A 19,638-nucleotide genomic window follows, 5' to 3' on the forward strand; every position below is an offset into this window, starting at 1 on the left:
CCCGGTCCGGGCAGGCAAGGCCCGTTGGCCGCATGTCTCTAATCTTTACCCCATGTTTTCAGCCCCATAGAGCGGCGGGGCGCTCATTTGGTTAACCTGAGGCAGACGGACAGCGACAAGGGGTCCCACCCACACCCATGGTCCGTCCCGGGGCAAGCCGGTCACCACGGCCTGCTCTCACACGAGTAACCGGCGCCACCGCGTCCGAACTGCCTTCAACCCACGCCCGAGCGGGCCAGGTACCGGACCGGAGACGGCCGGTCGTGCCCCGAGGGTGACCCGACACATAAGGAGTGCGCGGTGACACCGGAAAAGACGAATCGCGAGCAACGCCCCAAGGAACACACGGAGCGTGCGGGCCACCGGTCCGACGAGCTCGGCAGCCTGGCCGTGTGGGCACGGTCCGCCCCCATCCGTCTCGCGGGCTACGAGGACGACCTCGCCGAGCCCCACATCCTGCCCAGCGTGGACTGACCCCCGCAGGGACCCATCGCGATCGCCGACAGCATGGGCGTGCGAAAATCACGCCCATGCTGATCAGAGAAGCCGCGGCCGACGACTGGCCGCGGATCTGGCCTTTCTGGCACCGGATCGTCGCCGCCGGCGACACCTACACCTGGGCCCGGGACACCTCCGAAGAGGCGGCCCGGGCCCTGTGGACGAGCCCGCCGAAGCGCGTGTACGTCGCCGAGGACGAGACCGGAACGGTCGTCGGCTCGGCCTTCGTCACCCCGAACTACGGCGGCCCCGCCGACCGCATCGCCAACGCCGGCTTCATGGTCGACCCCGACCACGGCGGCCGCGGCATCGGACGCGCCCTCGCCGAACACATCCTCACCACCGCCCGCGACCAGGGCTTCCGCGGCATGGTCTTCAACGCCGTCGTCGAGACCAACCCCGCCGTCAAGCTCTGGCTCTCCCTCGGCTTCACGATCCTGGGCACGGTGCCCGACGCCTTCGACCATCCCCGCGTCGGCCGCGTCGGCCTGCACGTCATGTACCGCGCCCTCTAGCCGGGACACACCGGGCTCCTCAGTCGAGCGGCGCGGTCCGCTGCCAGGGCCGCAGCTTCTCCAGTTCCTCCGCCAGCTCCAGCAGCGCCGCCTCCGACCCCGGCCGCCCCACCAGCTGTACGGCGCAGGGCGCGCCCGAGGGCAGGGTGCCGAACGGGACCGACATCGCGGGCCAGCCGGTGAGGTTCCACGGGGGAGTCATCGGCGAGTAGTTGGTGTTGGCCAGCACATTGCGCAGCCAGCCCCGCTCGTGCCACGGCTCGGCCTTGGGGGAGCGGCGGGCCAGCGCCGCCGTCAGCAGGATGTCGTGCTCGGCGAAGAACGGCGCGAGGCGCTCCCGCAGCCGCTCCCGGCCCTTGCCGGTACGGACGCTCTTCACGAACCGCCGCCCGATCGCCGCGTGCACCCGCGTCCGTCGCGTCAGCTTCCGCGGGTCGAGCCCCGCCGCGTCCACCGAGGTGCCGGCCGTCCAGTGCGCGAGCGACGTCGTGCTCAGGGACAGCGGATACGGCGGATCGGCGCGCTCCACGGTGTGACCGGCCCGGTTCAGCAGCCCGGCCGCCTCCCGTACGGCGGTCGTATACGACTTGCTGACGGCGACTCCGGCGAGCGGGCTCCGCACAGAGACGGCGATCTTCCGTGACGTCGGCTCGTCAGGGCGTACGACCTCGATGTCCGCGATGACCGAAAACATCAGCCGGGCGTCCTCGACGGTCGTCGCGAGGGGGCCGTTCTCGGACATTCCGAACCAGTCGCCGTCGCCGATACCGGCCGGGACGACCCCGAACCCGGGCTTGATGGTGACGAGGCCGCAGTTGGCCGCGGGGATGCGCAGCGAGCCCATGCCGTCGTTGCCGAGGGCGATCGGCACCATGCCGGCGGCCACGGCGGCCGCGCTGCCACCGGAGGAACCGCCCGCCGTGCGGGTCGTGTCCCACGGGTTGCGGCTGGTGCCGTGGACGCCTTCGGTCGTACCGAAGATGCACAGCTCGGGCACGTTGGTGAGCCCCACGACGATCGCGCCCGCCGCCCGCAGCCGGGCCACGGTGACGTGGTCGTGGTCGGCGGGCGTGTCCGGGGTCGCGGTGGAGCCGACCCGGTTGGACTCGCCGGTCACCGGGAGGTTGTCCTTGACGGCCACCGGCACGCCCGCCAGGGGGAGTTCGGCCAGATCGGCCCGCGCGCCCACCTTGTCGGCCTCCGCGAGCGCCGCCTCGGCCCGCACCACCCGGAACGCGCCGACCTGCCCGTCGAGCCGCTCGATCCGGGTGAGATGCTCGGCCACCACCTCACGGGGTGTGACCCGCTTCTCGCGTACGGCGGCGGCGATCTCGACGGCGGTACGGCCGACCCAGCTGGTCACGGGCGCGCTCCTTCTCACTACTCGCGAGTATGTACGGAGAACTGTGCCTCGGCCGGGGCGGTGCGTCGAGAGGTGTCCGGCCATGGAAACCAAGGCCGCTGGTTCTGGGAGACCAAGGGCCGCCGGTCTTGGACATTCGAGGCCGTCTTCTTGGACTTTTCGCGAGCCGGTACCGGGCGGGCGTCGACTGAGCCGCTGGTCATCCGATCAATGGCTCAACTTGGCTGCTCCCGCCGCCCATTGACAGCTCCTGGGCGCAGTTCAATCATCAGCCGTCCGATCAATCGCGACCGGTGGAGTGTCATGGCTGAGCGCAGGAAGAGACGGTTCCGGTTCATCGGCTTCGCGGCGGTGTTCGCGCTGCTCGCGGCACCCGCACCGGCGGTCGCGGTCCAGGAGGGGCTGGAGCAGGCGGTGCCGGTGACCGTGCCCGCACTGTCCAACTGGACTCCTGAACACGGGAGTTACGACTTCAGACCCGGAACCCGACTCGTGGCCGACAGCAAGAGCGAGCGCGAAGTCGCCGGCACCCTCGCCGACGACCTGAAGGCGGCCGGTCACGGAACAGTGCCCGTCGTACGTGGTGGTGCCGCCCGCCCCGGTGACATCGTGATCCAAGTCCGGCCGACCAAGGGCTCGTTGGGCGCGGAGGGCTATGAACTCCAGGCGGGCAGACGGCTGTCGGTCACCGGCGCCACCGAGACCGGCGCCTTCTACGGCACCCGGACCCTCCTCCAACTCCTCGCGCAGGGTGACCACATCCCCGCCGGACGCACGGTCGACGTACCGCGCTACAAGGAACGCGGGGTCGGCGTCTGCGCCTGCTACATCCACGTCTCCCTGCCCTGGCTGGAGAACCTGGTGCGCGAGATGGCGTACCACAAGCTCAACCAACTGCTCCTGGAACTCAAGGTGAAGAGCGCCGCGCATCCGGAGGCCAACACCTGGGGCTACTACACGCCGGACGAGATGCGCCGCCTCGTCGCCCTCGGCGACAAGTACCACGTCGAGATCATTCCCGAGATCAACTCACCGGGCCACATGGACCCGTGGATAGAGAACCGTCCCGACCTCCAGCTCACCGACAGCGATGGCAACAAGCAGCCCGCCCGGCTCGACGTCACCCAGCAGGCGGCGTTCGACTACTACACGAGCCTGATGGACGAGTACGCGCAGGTCTTCACCGCGTCGTCCTGGCACATGGGCGCCGACGAGTACATGCTCGGCTCCGACTACTCGAATTACCCGCAGATGCTGCGCTACGCCCAGGAGAAGTACGGCGCCAGCGCCACCCCGCAGGACGCCTACATCGACTTCATCAACCGCGTCCAGGCCTACGCCGCGAGCAAGGGCAAGAAGCTGCGCATCTGGAACGACGGACTCACCGGCGCCAACACCGTGCCGGTGGCGGCGGGCACGACGGTCGAGCACTGGCTGAACGTTACGGAGAAACCGAGCCAACTCATCGCCCAGGGCTACCCGTTGATGAACGCGGCCTACTCCCTCTACCTCGTCCGCGGCGGCTTCCACAGCGACACCGAGGCGCTGTACGACCAGAGCTGGGACCCGCGCAGCTTCGAGGGGGAGAAGCTCACCTCCAGCGCCGGCGTCACCGGCGCGAAGATCAGCCTCTGGCCCGACAACGGCCGCGGCGAGACCGAGAACGAGGTCACCACCGATACCGAACCCGCGCTACGCCACCTCGCCCAGGCGACCTGGGGCGATCCGCATCCCGACGCCACGTACGCCCAATTCACCTCGCGGGGTACGGCAGTTGGGCACGCACCCGGCTGGCGGGACCTGACCCGGGTACCGGTGCCGGACGGGACATACACCTTCCGGACGGCGGGCGGCGCCTCCTTCGACGCCGCGGTGCAGCGCACGCCGGACGGCTACGCGACGCTGCGGACCGCCGACGGCTGCCTTGAGGTGCGGGGCGGCAAGCTCACCCTCAACGTGCCGCTCCAGCCCGGGGTTTCGGCGACCCCGCAGGCCTGCGATGCCGCGAACACCATGCAGCGCTGGGAGTTGACGCCCGCGGCCGGCGGCTACCGGCTCGTGAACGCCATCACGCAGATGGCGCTGAGCGTCGCGGACGACGGCCGGCTCGTGCAGTACCCGCCGGACCAACACCAGCCCGCCACCTGGCACTTGACCGCCCACTGACCAACCAGAGGAGTCCCACCCCCATGGCCCTCTCCAGACGTCTCTTCGTCCTCTCGGCCACCGCGCTCGCCGCGACCGGCACCGCCACGGCATCCGCCCTCGCGGCGCCCCGGCCCCCGTCCGACTCCCGCTCCCGCATCCCCGTCAGCCCCGACGACACCGAGGCCGACCTCGTCCGCAAGGCCTCCCAAGTCCGGCCCACCGCACGGCAGGTGGCCTGGCAGCAGCTGGAGCGGACGGCGTTCCTGCACTTCGGCGTGAACACCTTCACCAGCCTGGAGTGGGGGACTGGTGACGAGGACCCGAACGTGTTCCAGCCGACCGGCCTGGACACCGACCAGTGGGCCCGCGCCCTGCGCGACGGCGGTTTCAAGCTGGCCATCCTCACCGTCAAGCACCACGACGGCTTCGTCCTCTACCCCTCCCGCTACACCAACCACACGGTCGCGTACAGCAGTTGGCGTGCGGGCCAGGGCGACGTCCTGCGCTCCTTCGCCGACTCCATGCGGCGGTACGGCCTCAAGGCCGGCGTCTACCTCTCACCCGCCGACGAGAACCAGTACCTCCACGGCGTCTACGCCAACGGCAGTGCCCGCACCACGCGCATGATCCCGACGCTCGTCGACGGCGACGACCGTACCCCGGACGCCTTCTACACGCTGGACGCCACCGACTACGGCGCCCATATGCTCAACACCCTCTACGAAGTGTTGACCGAGTACGGTCCGATCGACGAGGTCTGGTTCGACGGCGCCCAGGGCCGTATCCCGCCGGGCCACGTCGAGGACTACGACTGGGACAGCTGGTACACCCTGGTCAGATCGCTGGCCCCGGACGCGGCGATCGCCGTGACCGGCCCGGACGTGCGCTGGGTCGGCAACGAGGGCGGTATCGCGCGGGAGGACGAGTGGAGCGTCCTCCCGGTCAAGGAGGAGCAATACGGGCGCACGGACTGGGCGTTGTCGTACGACACCCCCGACGAGGGCAGTCGCAGCGCGCTCGTCTCGGCGCTGCCGAACACCGACTACCTCCAGTGGTGGCCCGCCGAGTGCGATGTGTCGATCCACGACGGCTGGTTCTACCACCCGGACCAACTCCCCAAGAGCGTCGACGAGTTGATCGACATCTACTTCGGCTCGGTCGGCCGCAACTCGGTTCTGCTGCTCAACGTGCCTCCGGACACGGACGGTGTGCTGGCGGCCCCGGACGTGGCACGCCTGCGCGAGTTCCGCGAGCGCGTGGACCGGGAACTGCCCGAGGACCTTGCGCGCGGGGCCAGCACGGCCGTCTCGCCGGGCCGGGTCACCGTCGACCTCGGCGCCGAACGGACCGTGGACCGCGTCCGGTTGGCGGAGGACATAAGGCGCTACGGCCAGCAGGTCGAGGCCTTCGTGGTCGAGGCGTACGTCGACGGGGCCTGGAAGGAGGTCACCCGGGCCGGAACGATCGGCGCGAGCCGCATCCTGCTGCTGGCCGCGCCCGTACGCGCCCGGCGGTGGCGGGTTCGCGTGACGGCAGCCCGGGACACCGTGAAGATCGCGGAGTTCGGGCTGTACCGGTCGCGGGTCTGAGCGGCGGCCGGAAACCGCCTGTCCTCACATCTCGCTGAGGAGCTTCTCCAGGAAGGCCACCGACTCGGGGGCCGGTGAGGCCACCATGCTCAGCCGGTCCATGACCGCGAGGTAGCGGTCGACCTCGTCGGGCTTGTCCAAGTAGAGGGCGCTGGTGAGCTGTTCGAGGTAGACGATGTCCGGCAGGTCCGGCACCGGGAAGCGCAGCACGGTGATCGGACCGCCGGCGGCCGCGTGGCCGCCCACGTGGAACGGCAGCACCTGGAGGGTGACGTTCGGCAGGGCGGCCGTCTCGATGAGGTGCCGCAGCTGCTCGCGCATCACGTCCGCCCCGCCGAGCGGACGGCGGAGCGCCGCCTCGTCCACCACGACCCACAGCTTCGGAGCGCCGGGCCTGGTGAGCAACTCCTGCCGGGTCATGCGGAGTTCGACGCGGCGCTGGATCGCGTCCGGGGTGTCGACGGGTCGGCCGAGCCGGATGACGGCCTCGGCGTACCCGGCGGTCTGCAACAGGCCCGGGATGAACTGCACTTCGTAGGTGCGGATGAGGGAGGTGGCCTCCTCCAGACCCAGGTGCTGCTCGAACCAGGTCGGGAAGGCGTCGCCGTACGCGCGCCACCAGCCGGGTTCGTTGGCACGGCGGGCCGAGTCCAGAAACTCCTGGCGTGCGTCGGGCTCTTGGAGGCCGTAGAGGGTCAACAGGTCGGCCACGTCGCGTTCTTTGAAGCCGACGCGGCCCAGCTCCATGCGGCAGAGCTTGGCGTCCGAGGCGCGTATCGCCGAAGCGGCCGTGTCCCGGGTGATGTTGAGGGACTCGCGCAGGCGGCGCAGGCGGGTGCCCAGCATGATGCGCTGGACCGTCGGACCGCCGCGCTGAAGGCTCAGCACGTCCGAACCCGAGGGAGCGTATTCCGGTTGAGCTGCAGTCATGTTCATCCCCTCGGCGGTCGCGCCGATACCGTCCGCAAGTTTTCGGGACTCAAGACAGGATCGTAGCACCGAGGTTCCGGATAACTGCGGGGAGTGAAGGAGCCGGAAGGTGCCGGCCTGTGTCCGGCGCCTTCCGGCCATCCGCGGGTCTTGCCTGACCTCAGCGGCCGGGGAGTAGGCCGTCGAAGTCGCCGTCCTTCACACCGCGGACGAACGCGGAGATCTCGGCGCTGGTGTAGACGAGCGCCGGACCTTCGGGATGGCGCGAGTTGCGCACGGCGACCTGGCCGTCGGAGAGCGCGGCCAACTCGACGCAGTTTCCTTCGGGGTTGCTGTGGTGGCTCTTGCGCCACTGCGCGTCGCTCAGCAGGGTCGCCGACATGCCGTTCGCGTGCTCTATGTGAGGCCTCATCGCTCCCCCGGAAGATCGAATGCAATTGCAGCTTCAATTGCATCCATTGGTGATGCGGAGGACGATAGCCCTCGGGTGGGCCGCTCGCAAGATCGTCTGCAATTGCAGCGGTAATTGCCGATGCACTTGCGCTTGCAGGGGCAGGCGGAGGACGATGCTCCGGACAGGTGTAGTGCGCGCAGGTGTTCTCTCCCAGGGGTCTCAGGGGTCGCGATGTCCGCAGAGCAAGTCGTACGACCGGTCGACACCCTGCGGATCGAGGGGACTTGGGAGTGGCTGTGCCGGGCCGTCGATCAGGTGGGCCCGCCCGAGCCTGGGCGGACCGTCACCCTGGTCCCCGCTGCCGGTGACGGGCGCGATCCCGCCCTCTGCTCCGTCCTGGTCGTGCCGCCGATGCCTCAATCGGCGCAGGTGGCACGGGACTTCACCCGGGCGGCACTCGCCGACCGGGCCGGGGAGGAACTCGTCGACGACGTGACGGTCACCGTGTCGGAGCTGGTGAGCAACGCGCTGCGCTACGGCCGGGCGCCCAATTCCCGTGCGGAGCCACGGCCTTCACTGTGGCTCGCGGTGTGGGACCGGCTGCCGTACGCGGTGTGCGCGGTCACCGACGACAGCGATCGAATACCTGTGGAGGGGCACCCCGACGAGTTCGCCGAGTCCGGGCGCGGTCTGCAAGTCGTCTCGGCGCTCAGCGAGTCGTGGGGCTGGAACCTGAGGGCGGGCGGCGGGAAGACGGTCTGGGCGCTGTTCCGGATCTGACCCAAGGGCACAGAATGACAAAGAGGGACACCGGCAACTCCGATGCCCCTCTTCGGTGTTGGTGCTCAGGCCTTGCGGCCGATGCCGCAGATCGTGTTCTCGACGGATGGATCACGGCCCACGTCGACGGGCTCCGGGTGCCACCGCGAAATGGGGACGATGCCGGGTTCGACGGCATCGAGGCCGTCGAAGAACGTCGCTATCCGCTCGGGGCTGCGCAGGTGGTAGGAGCTCGCGGAGTTGGCGTTGTACACCGAAATCGCCTGGTTGAGCGCCGCGTTGGTGTCGGTGCCGTCGGTCAGCGCGAGATAGCTGCCCGGGGGCAACGCGTCGAGGAAGCGGGCCACGACGGCCTCGGGCTCGTCCGAGTCCGGGATCTGACCCAGGATGCCCAGCATCGTCAGCGCGATCGGCTTGGTGAAGTCCAGGGTCTGGGCGGCGGCTTCGAGAATCCTCTCGGGGTCGCGCACATCGGCGTCGACGTAGGCGCAGGCACCCTCCGGGGTGCTGGTGAGCAGCGCCTGCGCGTGCACCAGCACCAGCGGGTCGTTGTCGACGTACACGATGCGGCTCTCGGGCGCGATGCGCTGAGCGACCTCGTGCGTGTTGTCGACGGTGGGCAGACCGGTCCCGATGTCGAGGAACTGGCGGATGCCCGCGTCCTCGGCGAGATAGCGCACCGCCTTTACCAGGAACCGGCGTTGGAGGCGGGCGAGGAGCGCGATGTCCGGGAACATCTGGACGATCATCTCGCCGGCCTCGCGGTCGGCGGCGTAGTTGTCCTTGCCGCCCAGGAGGAAGTTCCACACACGGGCGGAGTGCGGCCGGTCGAGCTGGAGCCGGTCGGCCAGCGGGTCTTCGGAGGTCATGGGCAAAGCCTCACACGAAGTACCCGGCGGTGTCCGGCGATTCGGCCTCGAAACGGGGGACACGCCCCCTTTCATGCCCGTGCCGGTCCCGTGCTGTCCCGCTCGATCAGCCGAGGCACCGGCACCCGCACCGTGCGCGCCGGACCGCCGTCCAGCAGCGCGGTCAACTCCCGGGCCGCCGTACGGCCGAACTCCACGCTGTCGCGGGACAGCGCCGACAGCCACGGCCGGACCATGCGGCACAGCGCGGAGTCCTCCCAGGCGACCACCGACACGTCCGCCGGTACGGAGAAGCCGAGTTCGGTCGCTGCGGCCACCCCGGCGACGGCCATCACGTCGTTGTCGTAGATCAACGCCGTTGGGGGAGCGGTGACTTCGAGCACCCGGCGGGTGACGGCGGCTCCGGCCGCGTCCGAGTAGTCGGTGGTCACCGAGTGCACCTCGGTCAGTTCGCGGTGCGCGGCCTCGGCGCGCAGGGCGCGGATACGGCGCTCGGTGTGCGCGAGGCCCGCCAGCCCGGCGATGTGCACGATGCGCCGATGGCCACGGGCGTACAACTCGTCGACGACCGAGGTCATCGCGCCCGCGTCGTCGGCCCACACCGTCGACAGACCGGGGTGCCGTTCGTCGGGTGCGCCGCCGATCACCACGGCGGGCAGGCCGAGTTCGTCGAGGAGGTCGGGCCGCGGGTCGGCGGTGCGCGGGTCGGCCACCAGGACGCCGTCCACCCGGTGTTCGGCCCACCAGCGCCGGTAGACCGCGCACTCGTCGTCGACGTCCTCGGCCATCTGGAAGAGCAGCCCGAGATGGCGTTCGGCCAGCACCTCCTGGATGCCCGACACGAGTTGGAGGAAGAACGAGTCGACGCCGAGGGTGTCCGCGGGCCGGGCGAGGACGAAACCGACCGTCGCCGCACCCTCCCCGGACAGCGCCCGCGCAGCCGTACTGGGCCGCCAGCCCAGTTGCTCCGCGACCCGGCGCACCCGGTCGCGGGTGATCTCGGAGACGCCGGGCCGGCCGTTGAGCGCGAAGGAGACCGCGCTCTCGGACACACCGGCGCGCTGCGCGATGTCCTTCATCGTCGGCCGACGCGCGGGCGACCGCTTGCCTGACAAGCCTGCACTCCATTCCACCGGTGCCGCGCACTAATGCGCTTGAGTCCGCACACCCTAAAGCGCATTAGTGATCCACCGCAAGAATGCGAACACACCTCGCTGACCAGTGCAGTTGGCCGGATCCGGCCAACTAATGAATTTAGCTGAGCGGAATCCATTGACGGGCCCCGGGAACACCGTGCAAGGTCTGCCCCGGCACGATCAGCCAACCTCACTGGCAAAGGAGCCACTCGCCGTGCGCATCTCCCGCAGAGCCTTCGCCGCAGCTGCCGCCGCCGTCGTCCTCATGCCGCTGAGCGCCTGCGGTTCCGGGGGAGACGACGGCGGTTCGACCGACGCCTCGGGCAAGGTCGAGGGCGACATCACCTTCCAGACCTGGAACCTCCGCGCCAATTTCAAGTCGTACTTCGAGGGCGTGATCTCCGGCTTCGAGAAGCAGTACCCCGGCACCCACGTGAAGTGGATCGACCAGCCCGCCGAGGGCTACGCCGACAAGATCAGCGCGGACGCCGCCGGCGGCACCCTGCCCGACGTCGTCAACGTCTCCCCGGATCTCGTCGCCCCGCTCGCCAAGGCGGGCCTCGCGCTCGACCTCGACAAGTCGGCCGCGAAGTACAAGAGCGAGTACCTGCCGGGTGCTTGGGCCAGCCACGAGATACCGGGCATGACCGGCACCTACGCCTTCCCCTGGTACCTCAACACCGGCCCGCTCTTCTACAACAAGTCCCTCTTCACACAGGCCGGGCTCAACGCCGACCAGCCGCCGAAGACGTACGACGAACTCTTCGCCCAGGCACTCCAGTTGGCCAAGAAGACCGACGGCAAGGTCGCCACCCTCGCCAACGTCCCCACCGTCGAGGACTTCGGCCGCTACGGCGTCGAGCTGATGAACAAGGCCGGTACCGCCTTCGCCTTCAACGACGCGAAGGGCATCGAACTCCTCACCAAGTACAAGGAGTTGTACGACGCGAAGGCCCTGGACCCGCAGGCGCTCACCGCCACCCCCGAGTCGTCCGGCAAGAAGTTCCTCACCGGCGCCGTCGCCATGAACCCCGGCAGCGCCCTGGACCTCGACAACTTCAAGAAGCAGGCGCCGACCCTGTACAAGAACATCGGCATCACCGACCAGATCACCAGCACCGGGCACGTGAACATGTACGTGATGGGCGTGATGGTCAACTCCAAGACCAAGCACACGCCCGCGTCCGTCGCCTTCGCGCACTACGTCACCGACGCCCAGCAGCAGATGTCGTTCGCGAAGAAGGTCGCCATCTTCCCGAGCACCGCCGGCTCCCTCGACGACCCGTACTTCACGAAGGAGGACGGCACCGACGAGACGCGGGTGCGGATCGCCGCCGCCAAGTCCCTGAAGAACGCGGTCAATTACACGCCGGTGCTGTTCAGCGAGCAGATGAAGACCGCGCTGCGCAACGAGGTCGCCAAGGCACTCCAGGGCAAGGAGAGCCCCAAGACGGCTCTCGACAACGCTGTCAAGCAGTGCGACACGCTGCTCCAGCAGGAGGGCTGAGGTTTCCATGGCCGACGTGTCCCGCGTGCGGCGCCAACTGCCCACCAGTCCCTGGCTGTTCGCCGCCCCCGGGCTGCTCGTCGTCGGCGCCTTCGTGCTCTATCCCTTCGCCTCCACCGTGATCAACTCCTTCACGGACCGGCGCACCCTGATACCGGGCCACTTCGTCGGCTTCGCCAACTTCCGCGAGCTGTGGCATGACGACATGTTCTGGACCGGCCTGCGCAACAGCACCCTGTACATCGTCGGGGTGGTGCCCGCACTCGTCGTACTCCCGCTGCTGCTCGCCCTGTTGGTGCAGAAGAACATCCCCGGCATCACCTTCTTCCGGTCCGCCTTCTACACGCCGGTCGTCGCCTCGATCGTCGTGGTCGGGCTGATCTGGGTGTGGCTTCTGGACGAACGCGGCCTGGTCAACTCGCTGTTGGAGACGATCGGTGTCGGCAAGGTCGGGTTCCTCAGCGATCAGTGGCTGCTCCTGCTGAGCGCCATGGCCGTCACGGTCTGGAAGGGCCTCGGCTACTACATGATCATTTACCTGGCCGCGCTCGCCAGTGTCCCGCGCGAACTGCACGAGGCCGCCTCGGTCGACGGCGCGGGCGCGGTGCGCCGGTTCTTCACGGTGACCGTGCCCGCCGTCCGTTCCACGATGGTGCTGGTGGGCGCGTTGTCCTCGGTGGCCGCCTTCAAGGTGTTCTCGGAGGTCTATCTGATGGCGGGCCCGAGTGGCGGACCGGCCGGTGAGGACACCACCCTCGTGATGCTCGTCCAGCGCACCGGCACCGGTCTGACCGGCCGGGTCGGGTACGCCTCCGCGCTCTCGGTCGTCGTCTTCGTCGTCACCGTCGCGCTGATGCTGCTCGTGCTGCGGGCCGACCGGAAGGAAGACTCTTGAGCGTCATCGAGCGCACAAGGCCCGTCCAGGAGACGGCGGTTCGCGAACCCCGCGTCACGGACGAGCACGGCCGCCGCATCCGCGTCTGGGAACTCGCCCTGCGCTACGCCCTGTTGCTGATCGTCCTCGCCATAACAGTCGGCCCCTTCGTGTGGCAGCTCTCCACCTCGCTCAAGGGCCCGACCGAGGACATCTACAGCTCGCCGCCGACCTTCCTCCCCGAACACCCCACCCTGCACAACTACAAGCGGGTCGCCGACACCATCCCCGTCTGGGACTATGCCTTCAACTCGCTGAAGGTCGCCGCCGGCAACGTCGTGACGAACTGCGTCGGTTCGGCCCTCGCGGGTTACGCGCTGGCCCGGCTGCGGTACCGGGGCCGCCGCGTGGCCACCCTCGTCTTCATCCTCGCGATGCTCGTGCCGGTCGAGGGCATCATCATCGCCCAGTTCACCACCATGCGGGAGCTGGGCCTGAACAACACCCTGATCGGGGTGGTCCTCCCGGGCTGCATCGGCGCGATGAACGTGCTGCTGATGCGCAACGCCTTCCTCAACCTGCCCTACGAGATAGAGGAAGCCGCCTACGTCGACGGCGCCAACGTGTGGCAGCGGTTCCTGCGGATCGCGCTGCCGTCCGTGAAGGGCACCATCGCCGTCGTCGCCATCTTCGCCTTCATGGGCGCCTGGGACGACTTCCTGTGGCCGCTCATCGTGCTCAGCGACCCGTCCAAGTTCACGCTCACCATCGGCCTCAACTATCTGCACGGCACCTTCGCCAACGACGAACGCCTGGTCGCCGCCGGCACGGTCATCGCCGTGGCACCGCTGATCGCCCTCTTCGCCTGCCTCCAGCGGTACTTCTTCCGGGGCGTGGGCGAAGGCGCGGTCAAGGGCTGACGTTCCCCGCATTCAGGTACGCACTACAGAACCAGGATCCCTATGTCTTCTGCCGTGCGCTTCGGCGTCAACTACACGCCCAGCCAGGGGTGGTTCCACCACTGGCTCGACTTCGACCTCGACTCCGTACGCGCCGACCTCGACTCGATCGCAGAGCTGGGTCTCGATCACATCCGCGTCTTCCCGCTGTGGCCGTACTTCCAGCCCAACCGGACCATGATCCGAACGAAGGCCGTGGAACAGCTGGTTGAGCTGGTCGACGCAGCCGGTGAGCGTGGGCTCGACGTCAACGTCGATGGTCTGCAAGGGCACTTGAGCAGCTTCGACTACCTGCCCGCGTGGACCCGGACCTGGCACCGGCGCAACCTCTTCACCGACCCCGACGTCCTCGACGGCCAGGCCGCCTACCTGCGCACGCTGGCCGCCGCTCTCGCCGACCGCCCCCACTTCATCGGCATGACGCTCGGCAACGAGGTCAACCAGTTCTCGGCGGGCCCGCATCCGGACCCCGACCGGGCGACGGAGGAGCAGATCGACGTCTGGCTGGAGCGGATGCTCGCGGCCTGTGCGGAGGGTGCGCCCGGCAAGCCGCATCTGCACGCCGAGTACGACGCGACCTGGTACCAGGACGACATGCCGTTCACCCCGGCCCAGGCCGCCCGCCACGGTGCGATGACGGCCGTGCACTCCTGGGTCTTCAACGGCACCGCCCAGCGCCACGGCCGTAGTTCGGTCCCCTCCGAGCATCATGCCGCGTACTTGGTCGAGTTGAGCAAGGCGTGGGCCGAGGAACCGCACCGGCCCGTCTGGCTCCAGGAGGTCGGCGCGCCCCAGCCGCTCGTGCCCGCCGAGCACGCGGCCGACTTCGCCTCCGCCACCATCGCCAACGCCCTTGACTGCCCTGACCTTTGGGGCATCACCTGGTGGTGCTCGCACGACGTGTCCCGCGAGCTCGCGGATTTCCCCGAACTCGAGTACGGGCTGGGCCTGTTGACCAACGACCGGCAGCCCAAGGACATCGCGCTGGTGTTGGCGGAGGCGGCCCGCGACCCCACGTACGAACCCGCCGCGCGCACCACGGCGCTCGTCGTGCCCGCCGATCCGTCGGTCCGTTCGGGCTGCGGTCCCGGTGGGCAGGTCTTCGACGCCTACTTCCGGCTCGTCGCCGACGGGGTCCGCCCGGCGACCGTCCTCGACGTGCGCGCGGACGACAAGGAACACCTCGCCGCGCGGGGCATCACCGAAGTCGTCACTCCCGACCAGGTGCTCCCCACCCGACAAGGAGGCACCAGTTCGTGAACCCCCGATGCCCCACCAGAAGCGGCGTCCTGCTCGCCGAACAGGGCGTGCGGCAGGCGTGGTTCGAACTGCGCGTGACAGGGGAGCTCTACACAGCGTCGGCCCCCGTGACCGTCGCGTACGCCTGGTGACACCCGACTGGCACCACCCGTGACCCAACCCGCAACCGAGCTACGGAGCACCCCACATGCATGACGACCGCAGCCTGGTCGAAGCCCGCCTCAAGCGCGTCCTCGAAGAGCGCATCCGTCCCGCCGTGTATCCCGAGTCCGTGCCGCTGGAGGTGGCCGTCTGGCACGCGCCCGACGAGCCGGTGCCCGTGGCCGAGGGGCTCGCGGGCACACCCGAACCGATCGAGGTGGGTGGCCGGTGGGGTGCTCCCTGGGGCACCAGCTGGTTCCGCGTCACCGGGACCGTCCCCCAGGAGTGGGCGGGGAAGACCGTCGAGGCGCTGCTGGACCTCGGCTTCGACGAGAACATGCCCGGCTTCCAGTGCGAGGGCCTCGTCTACCGGCCCGACGGCACCCCCGTGAAGGGCCTCAACCCGCGCAACCAGTGGGTCAGGATCGGCGCGCCCGTCGCCGGTGGCGAGGAGGTGCGGCTGCACATCGAGGCCGCGTCCAACCCGGTGGTCCTGGACTACCACCCGTTCCTGCCGACCCAGTTGGGCGACAAGGAGACCGCCGGCAGCGAGCCCCAGTACACGCTGACCCGCATGGATCTCGCGGTCCTCGACGAGAACGTCTGGAACCTCGTCCTCGACCTGGAGGTCGCCGGCGAGCTGATGGCCGAGCTGCCGGTGGACGCGGCGCGCCGCTGGGACCTGCTGCGGGCGATCGAGAAGGCGCTGGACGCGGTCGACCTCCAAGACGTCAACGGCACGGCGGAGCGCGCCCGTTCGCAGCTCACGGCCGTCCTGTCGACGCCTGCCGTCCCGTCCGCGCACCGCATCAGCGCGATCGGGCACGCGCACATCGACTCGGCGTGGTTGTGGCCGTTGCGCGAGACGGTCCGCAAGGTGGCGCGCACAACGTCCAACATGACGGCCCTCCTTGACGACGAGCCCGACTTCGTCTTCGCCATGTCCCAGGCCCAGCAGTGGGCTTGGGTGAAGGAGCACCGGCCCGAGGTGTGGGCGCGGGTCAAGAAGGCGGTGGCGGACGGGCGGTTCGTGCCGGCCGGTGGTATGTGGGTGGAGTCGGACACCAACATGCCGGGCTCGGAGGCGATGGCCCGTCAGTTCGTGCACGGGAAGCGGTTCTTCCTCGACGAGTTCGGCATCGAGAACGAGGAGGCCTGGCTGCCCGACACCTTCGGCTTCGCCGCCGGACTCCCGCAGATCATCAAGGCCGCCGGCTCCAAGTGGCTGCTGACGCAGAAGATCTCCTGGTCGCAGACCAACAAGTTCCCGCACCACACCTTCCGTTGGGAGGGCATCGACGGCACCCGGATCTTCACCCACTTCCCGCCCGTCGACACCTACAACTGCTCCATGCAGGGCCGCGAGATCGCCCACGCGGCACGCAACTTCAAGGACAAGGGCGTCGCCCGCCACTCCCTCGCGCCCACCGGCTGGGGCGACGGAGGCGGCGGCACGACGCGCGAGATGGTCGCGAAGGCGGCCCGGCTGCGTGACCTCGAAGGCTCGGCGACCGTGGCCTGGGAGACTCCGAAGGAGTTCTTCGAGAAGGCGGAGGCCGAATACCCCGAACCCCCGGTCTGGGTCGGCGAGTTGTACCTCGAACTCCACCGCGCCACCCTCACCAGCCAGGCCAAGACCAAGCAGGGCAACCGCCGCAGCGAACACCTCCTGCGCGAGGCGGAGTTGTGGGCGGCGACGGCTGCCGTACGGGCCGGATTCCCTTACCCGTACGAGGACTTGGACCGGATCTGGAAGACGGTCCTGCTGCACCAGTTCCACGACATCCTGCCGGGCTCCTCCATCGCGTGGGTGCACCGCGAGGCCCGCCGGACCTACGAGCGCCTCGCCGCGGAACTCAACGCCGTCATCGACGCGGCCCAGCACGCGCTGGCGGGCGAGGGCACGACCCCTCTCCTCTTCAACTCCGCGCCCCACACCCGCGAGGGTGTCCCCGCAGGCGGCGCCCAGACCCCGGCCGTCGAGGGCGAGACGGCACTCGCGACCCGGGTCGGCGGCGGACACGTACTGGAGAACGGTCTCCTCCGTGTCGAGATCGACGCCCGGGGACTCGTCGTCTCCGCCTACGACATCACGGCCGACCGCGAGACGATCGCCCCCGGCCGAGCCTCCAACCTGCTCCAACTCCACCCGGATTTCCCGAACATGTGGGACGCCTGGGACGTCGACGAGTTCTACCGGAACACGGTCACCGACCTCACGGACGCGGAGGAGGTCGTGGCCGAGGGGAACAACGCCGTGCGGATCGTACGGTCCTTCGGCGCGTCCAAGGTCACCCAGCTCCTGTCCCTCGCCCCCGGGGAGCGGCGGCTGCTCATCGACACCGAGGTCGACTGGCATGAGACCGAGAAGTTCCTGAAGCTCGCGTTCCCGCTGGACGTGCACGCCGAACGGTACGCGTCCGAGACCCAGTTCGGGCACTTCCACCGGCCCACGCACACCAACACGTCATGGGAGGCGGCCAAGTTCGAGGCCTGCAACCACCGCTTCGTCCACATGGAGGAACCCGGCTGGGGCGTCGCCGTCGTCAACGACTCGACGTACGGCCACGATGTGACCCGTACGGTCCGCGGCGACGGCGACCACGGTACGACCACCACCGTCCGTGTCTCCCTCCTCCGCGCCCCGCGCTTCCCGGACCCCGAGACCGACCAGGGCGTCCACCGCTTCCGGCACGCACTGGTGCCCGGCGCGGGCATCGGCGACGCGGTCCGCGAAGGGTGGCGAATCAACCTGCCGGAGCGGCGAGTTGAGGGCGGACAGGAGGTTGCGCCGCTGGTCGGCGTCGACCGGGACGCGGTCGTCATCACGGCGGTGAAACTGGCCGACGACGGGAGCGGTGACGTCGTGGTCCGCTTCCACGAGGCCCACGGGGGACGGGCCAGGGCGACACTGACGCTGGGCTTCGCGTTCGACGCCGTGGAGGCCGTGGACCTGCTGGAGCGGCCGTCGGCCGACGCCGGGGAGGTGACCCGCGAGGGCGATCAACTTACCCTGCGACTGCGCCCGTTCGAGCTGGTGACGCTGCGGTTCCGACGGTCCTGACCCGGAACGCCTTTCGCCGGCGGCCGTGATCGCCCGATGATGTGGCGATGAGACGAAGAACGGCCGTCGGCCAGGCCTGGGCCTCCCAACCCGATCCTCTACTGGGGCTTGCCCGGCAGGAGTTGGAGTTCTACGCGGGGGCGTGCGACCGGGCCAGGTGGCTGCACTACACGACGGAACTCGGCGCTCTCGCCGCCACGTCCGCGACGGTCGTGGCGGCGGGACTGCACGCGCCTGCCTGGCTCACCGCCCTGATCGCGGGCAGCGCCGTCTTCTTCACCGGCATGCGCCAACTCTTCAGCCCGGGCTCGCGCTGGGTTCTGGCCGCCCAGGCGCGGGAGGGTTTGCGCCGGGCGATCGACCGCTACCTGCTGCTGCCCCAGGCCGAGCGTGACGCGGACGCGCGGGCCGCTCTGCACCGGGCGATCGACGAGGTGGGCACGAGCGAACTGCGGGGATGGGCGGAGGTGCAGGGGCAGAGGGGGGAACCGCCATTGCCTGCGTCCGGCGGTTGAGGGCTGGGACCGGGCGGATTTTTGGCTGCGGGTGCGTGGGGGCTGGTCGCGCCCGCGCGGCGGAGCCGCATATCGATGCAGCCCCGCGCCCCTGGAGGACTCGCCCCTTCGGGGCTTAGTCCTCCTTCGGCGGGTCTCTCTGGGCGGGCGGAGATTGAGCGCACGGTACAGAGTGGCTGCACCTGCCCGCTGTTCGCCGCGGCCCCCGTCACGCCCAGCACAGCCCGGATGTCAGGGCACCTGAACTCCTGCTTCTAGGGGGCGAGTTGCGCCCGCAGCCACTCCTCGACCTCACCCACGTGCGAGGCCGCCGCCGCGCGGGCCGCTTCCGGGTCGCGGGCCACCAACGCGCGGTGGATCGCGGCGTGTTCGCGGCGGGTGCGGGCGAAGGCGCCCTCCTCCTGGTAGCCGCGCCAGACGCGGGCGCGGAACGTGCGCGACGACAGGCCCTCCAGGATCGCGGCCATGGTGTCGTTGCCGGCGGCGGCGGCGATCTCGCGGTGGAAGGCGAGGTCGTGGGCGAGGATCTCCTCGGGGTCGTCGGTGGCGTTCATCGCCGTGAGGTGTTTCTCGACCTCGGCCAACTGGTCCGGGGTGATGCGGGCCGCGGCCAAAGCTGTCGCCGTCGACTCCAGGATGCGGCGGACTTCGAGGAGTTCCACCAGGCCCGGGCCCCGCGAGAGGTCGGCGACGACACCGAAGGTCTCCAGCAGGTCGCCGGCCTCCAACTGCGTGACGTAGATGCCCGAACCGTGCCGCGCCTCCAGCACGCCCAGCACCGTGAGCGCGCGGATCGCCTCGCGCATCGAGCTGCGGGAGATGCCCAGTTGGGCCGCGAGATCGCGTTCGGTGGGCAGCCGCTGCCCCGGCTCCAGGCGGCCCTCGCCGATCAGGGCCTTGATCGAGTCGATGGCGCGCTGCGTCACCGTGCCCTTCGGCGCGGCGGCCCCCGGGTCCGTCTCACTCGGCAGGGTCTCGTCCACGCCACTCCTCCTGTCGCCGGTCCGCGCAGTCTAGCCACGGATGTGGTCGGACCACTACGGCCAGAAAGCGCGAAAATTTGGCTCCTGAGGGTGTTGTAGCCCCGAAGTGGTCT

18 protein-coding genes are annotated in these 19,638 nt (G+C 69.5%); 12 read left to right on the plus strand and 6 right to left on the minus strand.

What is annotated here, in order from left to right; genetic code table 11:
• Positions 1-300 precede the first annotated feature (300 nt).
• The gene (locus tag R2B38_RS38425) at positions 301-474 is read left to right on the plus strand and encodes a hypothetical protein (protein ID WP_199810877.1); all 174 of its coding nucleotides are present in this window, start codon (positions 301-303) and stop codon (positions 472-474) included.
• Between the two features lie 56 nt (positions 475-530).
• Positions 531-1,013: a GNAT family N-acetyltransferase gene (locus R2B38_RS38430; RefSeq protein ID WP_318020421.1), complete on the plus strand. Its 483-nt coding sequence runs from the start codon at positions 531-533 to the stop codon at positions 1,011-1,013.
• A 19-nt stretch (positions 1,014-1,032) separates the two neighbouring features.
• On the opposite strand, the gene R2B38_RS38435 is transcribed toward R2B38_RS38430, so the two are convergent.
• The gene (locus tag R2B38_RS38435) at positions 1,033-2,376 is read right to left on the minus strand and encodes an amidase (protein ID WP_318020422.1); all 1,344 of its coding nucleotides are present in this window, start codon (positions 2,374-2,376) and stop codon (positions 1,033-1,035) included.
• 303 nt (positions 2,377-2,679) lie between these two features.
• On the opposite strand from R2B38_RS38435, the gene R2B38_RS38440 reads away from it, so the two are divergent.
• Together R2B38_RS38440 and R2B38_RS38445 are read left to right on the plus strand one after the other, a co-directional pair.
• On the plus strand, positions 2,680-4,542 hold the full coding sequence (locus R2B38_RS38440; RefSeq protein ID WP_318020423.1) for a family 20 glycosylhydrolase: 1,863 nt from the start codon (positions 2,680-2,682) through the stop codon (positions 4,540-4,542).
• 23 nt (positions 4,543-4,565) lie between these two features.
• Positions 4,566-6,113, plus strand: coding sequence for an alpha-L-fucosidase (locus R2B38_RS38445; protein WP_318020424.1), 1,548 nt, complete (start codon positions 4,566-4,568; stop codon positions 6,111-6,113).
• Between the two features lie 24 nt (positions 6,114-6,137).
• Here R2B38_RS38445 and R2B38_RS38450 read toward each other — a convergent pair whose 3' ends face one another.
• Together R2B38_RS38450 and R2B38_RS38455 are read right to left on the minus strand one after the other, a co-directional pair.
• A complete protein-coding gene (locus R2B38_RS38450; RefSeq protein WP_318020425.1) occupies positions 6,138-7,043 on the minus strand; it encodes a helix-turn-helix transcriptional regulator in 906 nt (301 codons plus the stop codon).
• Positions 7,044-7,203: 160 nt separating this feature from the next.
• A complete protein-coding gene (locus R2B38_RS38455) occupies positions 7,204-7,455 on the minus strand; it encodes a DUF397 domain-containing protein (protein ID WP_033279071.1) in 252 nt (83 codons plus the stop codon).
• A 213-nt stretch (positions 7,456-7,668) separates the two neighbouring features.
• Between R2B38_RS38455 and R2B38_RS38460 the strand changes: the two genes are divergently transcribed.
• Positions 7,669-8,217 carry an ATP-binding protein gene (locus R2B38_RS38460; protein ID WP_318020426.1) on the plus strand — a complete coding sequence of 183 codons (549 nt, stop codon included), beginning with the start codon at positions 7,669-7,671 and terminating at the stop codon, positions 8,215-8,217.
• A gap of 65 nt (positions 8,218-8,282) precedes the next feature.
• Here the strand turns inward: R2B38_RS38460 and R2B38_RS38465 are convergent, their stop codons facing one another.
• Together R2B38_RS38465 and R2B38_RS38470 are read right to left on the minus strand one after the other, a co-directional pair.
• Positions 8,283-9,086, minus strand: a complete 804-nt coding sequence (locus R2B38_RS38465; protein WP_318020427.1) for an SAM-dependent methyltransferase — start codon at positions 9,084-9,086, stop codon at positions 8,283-8,285.
• 71 nt (positions 9,087-9,157) lie between these two features.
• The gene (locus R2B38_RS38470) at positions 9,158-10,165 is read right to left on the minus strand and encodes a LacI family DNA-binding transcriptional regulator (protein WP_318021898.1); all 1,008 of its coding nucleotides are present in this window, start codon (positions 10,163-10,165) and stop codon (positions 9,158-9,160) included.
• A 271-nt stretch (positions 10,166-10,436) separates the two neighbouring features.
• Here R2B38_RS38470 and R2B38_RS38475 point away from each other — a divergent pair, with 271 nt between their 5' ends.
• The 7 genes from R2B38_RS38475 to R2B38_RS38505 are packed head-to-tail and all read left to right on the plus strand — an operon-like array spanning position 10,437 to position 18,542.
• Positions 10,437-11,729 carry a sugar ABC transporter substrate-binding protein gene (locus tag R2B38_RS38475; RefSeq protein ID WP_318020428.1) on the plus strand — a complete coding sequence of 431 codons (1,293 nt, stop codon included), beginning with the start codon at positions 10,437-10,439 and terminating at the stop codon, positions 11,727-11,729.
• A gap of 7 nt (positions 11,730-11,736) precedes the next feature.
• Positions 11,737-12,624 carry a sugar ABC transporter permease gene (locus R2B38_RS38480; protein WP_318020429.1) on the plus strand — a complete coding sequence of 296 codons (888 nt, stop codon included), beginning with the start codon at positions 11,737-11,739 and terminating at the stop codon, positions 12,622-12,624.
• Positions 12,621-13,523: a carbohydrate ABC transporter permease gene (locus R2B38_RS38485; protein ID WP_318020430.1), complete on the plus strand. Its 903-nt coding sequence runs from the start codon at positions 12,621-12,623 to the stop codon at positions 13,521-13,523. Before R2B38_RS38480 ends, R2B38_RS38485 begins: the two co-directional genes overlap by 4 nt.
• 42 nt (positions 13,524-13,565) lie before the next feature.
• On the plus strand, positions 13,566-14,822 hold the full coding sequence (locus tag R2B38_RS38490; RefSeq protein ID WP_318020431.1) for a cellulase family glycosylhydrolase: 1,257 nt from the start codon (positions 13,566-13,568) through the stop codon (positions 14,820-14,822).
• Positions 14,819-14,953, plus strand: a complete 135-nt coding sequence (locus R2B38_RS38495; protein ID WP_318020432.1) for a hypothetical protein — start codon at positions 14,819-14,821, stop codon at positions 14,951-14,953. Before R2B38_RS38490 ends, R2B38_RS38495 begins: the two co-directional genes overlap by 4 nt.
• A gap of 56 nt (positions 14,954-15,009) precedes the next feature.
• Positions 15,010-18,027 (plus strand): alpha-mannosidase, encoded by a 3,018-nt coding sequence (locus R2B38_RS38500; RefSeq protein WP_318020433.1) that lies wholly within the window; start codon positions 15,010-15,012, stop codon positions 18,025-18,027.
• 47 nt (positions 18,028-18,074) lie between these two features.
• Positions 18,075-18,542, plus strand: coding sequence for a DUF4231 domain-containing protein (locus tag R2B38_RS38505; protein ID WP_318020434.1), 468 nt, complete (start codon positions 18,075-18,077; stop codon positions 18,540-18,542).
• A 254-nt stretch (positions 18,543-18,796) separates the two neighbouring features.
• On the opposite strand, the gene R2B38_RS38510 is transcribed toward R2B38_RS38505, so the two are convergent.
• Entirely contained in the window at positions 18,797-19,525 is a 729-nt protein-coding gene (locus R2B38_RS38510; protein WP_318020435.1) for a FadR/GntR family transcriptional regulator, read from the minus strand.
• Positions 19,526-19,638: the final 113 nt, after the last annotated feature.

It is taken from the genome of Streptomyces sp. N50 (assembly GCF_033335955.1).
GTDB lineage: Bacteria > Actinomycetota > Actinomycetes > Streptomycetales > Streptomycetaceae > Streptomyces.